Origin of the sequence: Corallococcus exercitus, assembly GCF_003611585.1 — a bacterium.
Taxonomy (GTDB): domain Bacteria; phylum Myxococcota; class Myxococcia; order Myxococcales; family Myxococcaceae; genus Corallococcus; species Corallococcus exercitus.
Genome location: NZ_RAVW01000083.1, coordinates 22159 through 28158, shown reverse-complemented (window position 1 = coordinate 28158; position 6000 = coordinate 22159). Strand labels below are relative to the sequence as shown.

The 6000-nt window shown below is 71.4% G+C and carries 3 protein-coding genes; all 3 read right to left on the bottom strand.

What is annotated here, in order from left to right; genetic code table 11:
* Positions 1-2364 (bottom strand): serine/threonine-protein kinase (locus D7W79_RS13095; RefSeq protein ID WP_244221745.1); only part of this gene is annotated, 2364 nt, incomplete at its 3' end.
* Positions 2365-2368: 4 nt separating this feature from the next.
* Complete coding sequence (locus D7W79_RS13090; protein ID WP_244221744.1) at positions 2369-3196, bottom strand: hypothetical protein; 828 nt, start codon at positions 3194-3196, stop codon at positions 2369-2371.
* Between the two features lie 26 nt (positions 3197-3222).
* Positions 3223-5847: a TonB-dependent receptor plug domain-containing protein gene (locus tag D7W79_RS13085; protein ID WP_120525705.1), complete on the bottom strand. Its 2625-nt coding sequence runs from the start codon at positions 5845-5847 to the stop codon at positions 3223-3225.
* Between the last annotated feature and the right edge of the window lie 153 nt (positions 5848-6000).

Here is a 6000-nt window from a genome sequence, read left to right as displayed (position 1 = left end):
GGGCGCGGCGGCCACGGGCGGCGCGACCGGGGGCGCGGCGACCGGGGGACGCGGCGGATCCGAGGTGACGGAGACGACCTCGGTTCCGCGCTCGGCGGCCTCCGGCGGGGAGGCCACCGGGGGCGGCTCCATCCGGGGCATGCTGCCGGAACCGCCGCGCACGGGCGGACGGGACAGGTCCGACGGGGCGCGCATGTCGCTGCTGGAGCCCGTGCCCAGGTTGCGCGAGTGCGAGCCCGTCCCCGGCATCAGCGCCCGGGGGTTGGAGCCCGTGCCCGAGCCCGCGATGGACGACGGCGCGTACTCGGAGAGCCGGTCGCCCAGCGCCTCCTTGAAGAACTGCGCCACCGACGCGGGCGACGAGGACAGCCGGTGGTGCGTGATGACGGCCTCGATCTCCTCGCGCATCGCCGCCGCGGTGGGCGTGCGGCGCGCCGGGTCCTTCACCAGCGCGCGCAGGATGAGGTCCGACACGTCCTGCGGGATGTGGGGCCGCAGCTGCGAGGGCACCGGCGCGGGCTCGCGCACGATGGCCGCGAGCGTGGCCGCGTCATGGTCGCGGCGGAACGGCAGCTGGCCGGTGAGCAGCTCGAAGAGCACCACGCCCAGCGCGAACACGTCGTTGCGCCAGTCCAGCGGACGGCCGCTGGCGGCCTCCGGGGAGAGATAGGAAATCTTCCCCTTGATGACGCCCGCCTGCGTCTGCTCCTCGCCCTGCACCTTGGCGATGCCGAAGTCCGACAGCTTGATGGCGCCGTCCAGCGACACCAGCACGTTGTGGGGGCTGACGTCGCGGTGCACCACCGGGTGCGCGGTGCCGGACGGGTCCACGTAGCTGTGCGCGTAGTGCAGGCCCGCGGCGACCTCCGCCACGATGCGCAGCGCGTGCTCCAGCGGCAGCGCCATGCCCTTGCGGCGCAGCTCCGTGAGCAGGCGCTTCAAGTCCGGGCCGCGCACGTACTCCATCAGGATGTACGCCACGCCGTCCGTCACGCCCACGTCGAAGGTCTGGACGATGTTGGGGTGCGTGAGGCGCGCATTGGCGCGGGCCTCCGCGAAGAGCATGTCGACGAACTCAGGATTCTCAGCGAACTGCGCGAGAATCTTCTTCATCACGACGAACTTCTCGAAGCCCTTCACGCCCTGCTGCTTGGCGAGGAAGACCTCCGCCATGCCGCCCTGCCCCAGCCGGCGGATGATCTGCAGCCGCGCGCCGCTGTTGTGCGTGTCGGTGGCGGACGTGCCCTTGGCGCCGGGGTCCTGGTTCGTGGAGCCGAAGAGGTACTGGCTGAGGGCGCGCTGCTCCAGCGCCTCGATGTCGTCGAGCGGCTTGTCGGTGAGCGGCGTGCGCGCGAGCAGCCCCTGGAACTGCGCGAGCGCCGGAGCCCGGGCGCTGCCGCCGCAGACGGGGCACACGCGGTCCATGGTGCCCTTGGCGCGCAGGACCTCCAGGTACTCGGAGGTCTGGATGCGATGGTGCGTGACCTGGCCGCAGTTGCGGCAGTCGCACGGCAGCCACAGCGTGGCCAGCTTCGCCGGCAGCGCCTTGGTGGACTTCGCCAGCACGCCCAGCATCGGCGGCGGCACGCGGCAGAGCACCACCTGGGCGCCCTGCGACGCCACCTCCAGCACCTGTTCGATGCGCGGCAGCGCTTCCGGCTCCACCGTGCTCACGTGGCAGCAGTCGAACGCGACGCGCCCCTCCAGGCCGGACGCCAGCCGGCGCACGTTGAGGTCGCCCTTGAGCGTGCTGGCCAGGGTGATGAAGGTGATGTCGTCCTGGACGATCTTCAGGTGCGAGGAGAGCTCGGACGGCTCCGACGGCAGGCCCGCGCGCAGGTAGCGCAGCACGGCGGGGTCCACCGCGGAGAACTGCTGGCGGCGCGCGAAGTCGAAGAACTCCGTGGGCTCGTCCGCGAACTCCAGCGGCTGGGCACACACCGGGCAGTGGTGCGGCGGGGCACCGCCCTGATCCAACACCTTGCCCTCCTCCACCAGGCGCACCAGCCGCAGCCGGTCCTCCTTGCAGAAGCGGCACGTGTACGGCGCGAGCAGCGAGAGCACGCGCGCGACGCCCGCGAAGCCCTCCACCATGTTGAGCTGATCCACCACCACCGGCGGTGCGTTGACGACGTACAGCCCCGACACGCCCTGCGGCGGATGGCCGGCGAACTCAATCCACCGGCGCACCCCGAAGGAGCTGATGCGCTCCACCAGTCCCAGGTCCACCACCACCAGGCCCTGAAGGCCCTTGGACGCTGGCGTGAGGGGGAAGGTTTCGTCGATCACCCCGGCCACGCGCACGTGGGTCAGACTGCCCACGCGCAGGGAGGTGATGCTGGCATTGGAAGTTTGGCTCTCCACCCGCCTACCCTCGTTCCAGACAGAACAGCAGCGACTTGGGCTGCGCGGCCCGGCGGCGCGCATCCCCCAGGTCCACCGCGCAGGCGAACTGGGTCCGCTTCCCCGGAGTCACCCGCACCGCGACCGCGTCGCTGTGCTCCAGGATGCGCCGCAGACCCAGGCCCGCGCCACCTCCCGAAGCATCCACCTGCGCCTTCTCACCCCACGCCTTCACCACCCGCACCAGCGGTGACACCGACAGGCGGCCGAAGCGATCCGTCGCCTCCAGCCAGGCCCGGCCGTCCGCCACCGCCCACGACAGCAGGCAGCGATCCTCCTCCGCCACCGACTGCACCTGTCCGCGCCGGTGGGCGTACTTCGGCTCGCCGCCCGCGTCCACCGGCGCGTCGAGCAGTGCGTTCACACCAATCTCATGGACGACATCCGCCACCCGGCTGGCCGCCGCCCTGGAGCCGCCGGCCTGGAGGACGGCCTCGGCCGCGCGCTCCCCCGCCGCCGTCACCTCCGTCACGCTGCCCAGCCACGCCACGGACGTGGCGGCTTCCCGGGGGATCATGGGCTCGCCGCGCAGGAGCGCGCCGAGCAGCCGCGCCTCCCAGGCGGACGGCTGGCCGCCCTCACCGCGCGTGGCCAGCAGCAGCGCCGGGGGGCGCCGCTCCAGGAGCGTTGCGTGGGCGGGAGTGAACCGCCCGTCGAACAGCACCAAGTGCGGCGCAGCGTCGTCACCGCGCCCCAACAGGACGCCGTCCCGGGCCAGCACCCCGGAGGCCTTCTCCAGCGCCTCCGGCGTGAGCGTCGTGTCCGGCGTCAACTTCAGGGGGGCATCCTTCACGGCGGCGACGGTATCCAAACAGCGCTCTAATAATGGAGTCGAACTTCTGTGAAGACGCCCAGCGGCGGAGCGGGGAAGCCGTGGGACTCCTCATACTTCGCATTGAAGAGGTTCGTGCCAAGCAGGGACACGGCCACGCGCTCGTGGACGTTGAAGCCCACACGCGCGGTCGCGGTGATGTAGCTGGGCAGCTTCACGCGGGTGGTGGTGCCGGCGTTCTCATCCACCACGAAGCCCGGGTCGAAGCGCGGGCCCACGAACAGGCCGTAGAGCTCCACGAAGGCGAACTTGCCGATGTTGGTGCGGCCGCGCAGGTAGACGCGGTGGCTGGGCGCGTAGTCCAGCGGGTAGTGGGCCCCGCCGCCCACGGGCAGCGCCTGGGCGTCCAGGAACTGGTAGGCCACGTCGAACGAGGAGTTGAGGGACGGCACCTGCGCCGCGGCCTCCGCCTCGAAGCCCGCCACGCGCGCGTCGCCCAGGTTCTTGAACTGGGACGTGGAGCCGAAGAGGAGCTCCTGATTGATGAAGTTGCGGGCGCGGTTGTAGAAGCCCGTGCCCGTCAGGCGCACCTTGCGGTCGAACGGCCAGAAGTCCACCGCCGCCTCCACCGTGTCCAGCGTCTCCGCGCGCAGGGACGGGTTGCCCAGCAGCGTCGCGGCGTACATCTGCTGGTTGATGGCGAGCTCCGCCAGCGTGGGCGCGCGGAAGGCGCGGCCGTAGTTGGTGCGCAGCGTGAGCAGCTCCGGGATGGCGTGGAACACGACGCTGGCGCGCGGCGACACCTGATCCGTCTTCGCCTCCCAGACCTTGGAGGGGATCTGGTAGTTGTCGTAGCGGGCGCCCGCGCCCACCACCAGCCGCTCCGTGACGCGGTACTCGGCGTCCACGAAGCCGCCCAGGATGGTCTGCTTCGTGTCGTCCAGGGTCAGGCCGGGCAGCACGTTCTGGTTGTTCACCTGGTCGGCCTTCACGTCGCCGCCGACGGTGACGGACAGCTTGTCCAGGGAGAACAGCGCGCGCGCCTCACCGCCCAGGCGGCTGCGCTTGCCCAGCGTGTCCTCCAGCGCGCCCGTGACTTCGTTCTCCAGCGTCACGTTGCGGCGCTTGAAGAACGTGTAGGCCTGCGCGAACACGCGCACGTTGTCCGTCACCTGCTGATCCAGCTGCAGGGCGGCGTTCAGGTTCTGGACATGCTCGTTGTCCTGCGCGGTGTAGTGGCAGCGGCCGCAGTTGCCCACGGTGGAGATGTTCTGGCCACCGGGCCGGCCGATGTTGCCGTCGGTGAAGTCCGCGTCCAGCGCGAGGGGCCCCACGCGGACCTTGCCGTTCACCTGGTGCACCAGCGAGTCCTCGTTGGTGTCCGTCTGGCCCAGTTGCTGGTTGTTGAAGAGCTGCGGGCCGTCCGAGCCGAAGCCGTAGTAGCCGAGCAGCGCCTCCACCGGGCCGCCGCGGCCGGCGACGTTGGTCTGCAGGCGCCACGTCTTGTCCTGGCCGGCGAGGATGCGCGCGTCGGCGCCCACGTTCTGGCCCTTGGCGATAAGGTCCGCGGGCTGGCGCTCGATGATGTTGATGACGCCGCTGAAGGCGTTGGAGCCGTAGAGCGACGAACCCGGGCCGCGGATGACCTCCACCTGCTTGAGGTTGGTCATCGGCGTCGTCTCATCCGCGTAGAACTGGCCCGTCCAGGGGTCCGTCAGCGGACGGCCGTCCTTGAGGAGCAGCAGGCGGTTGGACAGGTAGTTGGAGCCCAGGCCGCGCGCGCTCACCGCCGCCTTGCGCATGGAGCCCCGGCGGCACTCCATGCCGGGGAAGTACTGGATGGCCTCGCAGAGCGAGAACTGGCCGGTGCCCTCCAGCTCCTCCGCCGGAATCCAGGACACCGTGAGGGGCACGTCGGAGATGCGCTGGCTGCGCTTGGACGCCGTGGTGACGACGGCCTCGCTCAGCGCCATGTTGATGTTCTTCTCCAGGTCGTCGCCGCCGCCCAGGTCCGGGCCGTCCAGGCCGGAGAGGCTGGAGGGCGGAGGCAGCGCGCGGTCCGACGTGGGCTCCGTGAAGGGCGCGCGGTCCGGGACGTTGTCGGCCGTCCGGGGCTGCGACGCCGGCAGCATCGCGCCAGCGCCCAGCGTCGGCGCGGGCTGCGGGTTGGACGGGATGTCGGAGGTCAGCGGCCCGTCATAGGGCGACGGCGAGGCGGGCGTCCCGGGCGAGGCCACGGGCGTCGGATCCGCCACGGACGGACCGACGCCGGGGCCGGCCACCGGGGCGGGCTGCGCGGGCGGCGGCTCGGTGGCGAGCACCGGCTCCTGCTCGGCGGGCATCTCCCCCGGAATGGGCTCCGGCTCCACCGGCGGAGGCGTCGTCTTCGCGCCCCGGCGCGTCTTCGCCGTGCGCGGAGGCTTCGTCCCCGGAGCCGCGGGCTTCGCGCCCGGGGTGGTGGCCTTCGCGCCCGGCGTCGTGGCCGCGCGCTTGCGGGCGGCCTTCGTCCGGGTCTTGGGCGCAGGATCCTGGGCCTCCTGGGCCCGGGCCGTCTCCACCACGAACAGCGACAGCGCGCAGACCACGAGCGTGAGGCAAGCGCGCGCGTTCAGCCGCCCGGCAAACCCCTTCACCGCGTTGGTACGCGGCCCACCGTACTCAGTCGAATCCATCGTTCTCAATTCCACGAGGGGGAAGCAGGGATGTCCGCGGTCCGTGCGCCAGGATCCAGAGCCGGTGCGACTGGCAATCGTCCACAGGGGCGAGTTTCCACCCCTGAACGGTGGCGGTCCGCTCGACTTCTCAAATTACCGCAATAACTCGCC

Coding starts and splice junctions, on each gene's coding strand:
- D7W79_RS13085 (WP_120525705.1), bottom strand. CDS start 5,847: ATGGATTCGACTGAGTACGGTGGGCCGCGTACCAACGCGGTGAAGGGG.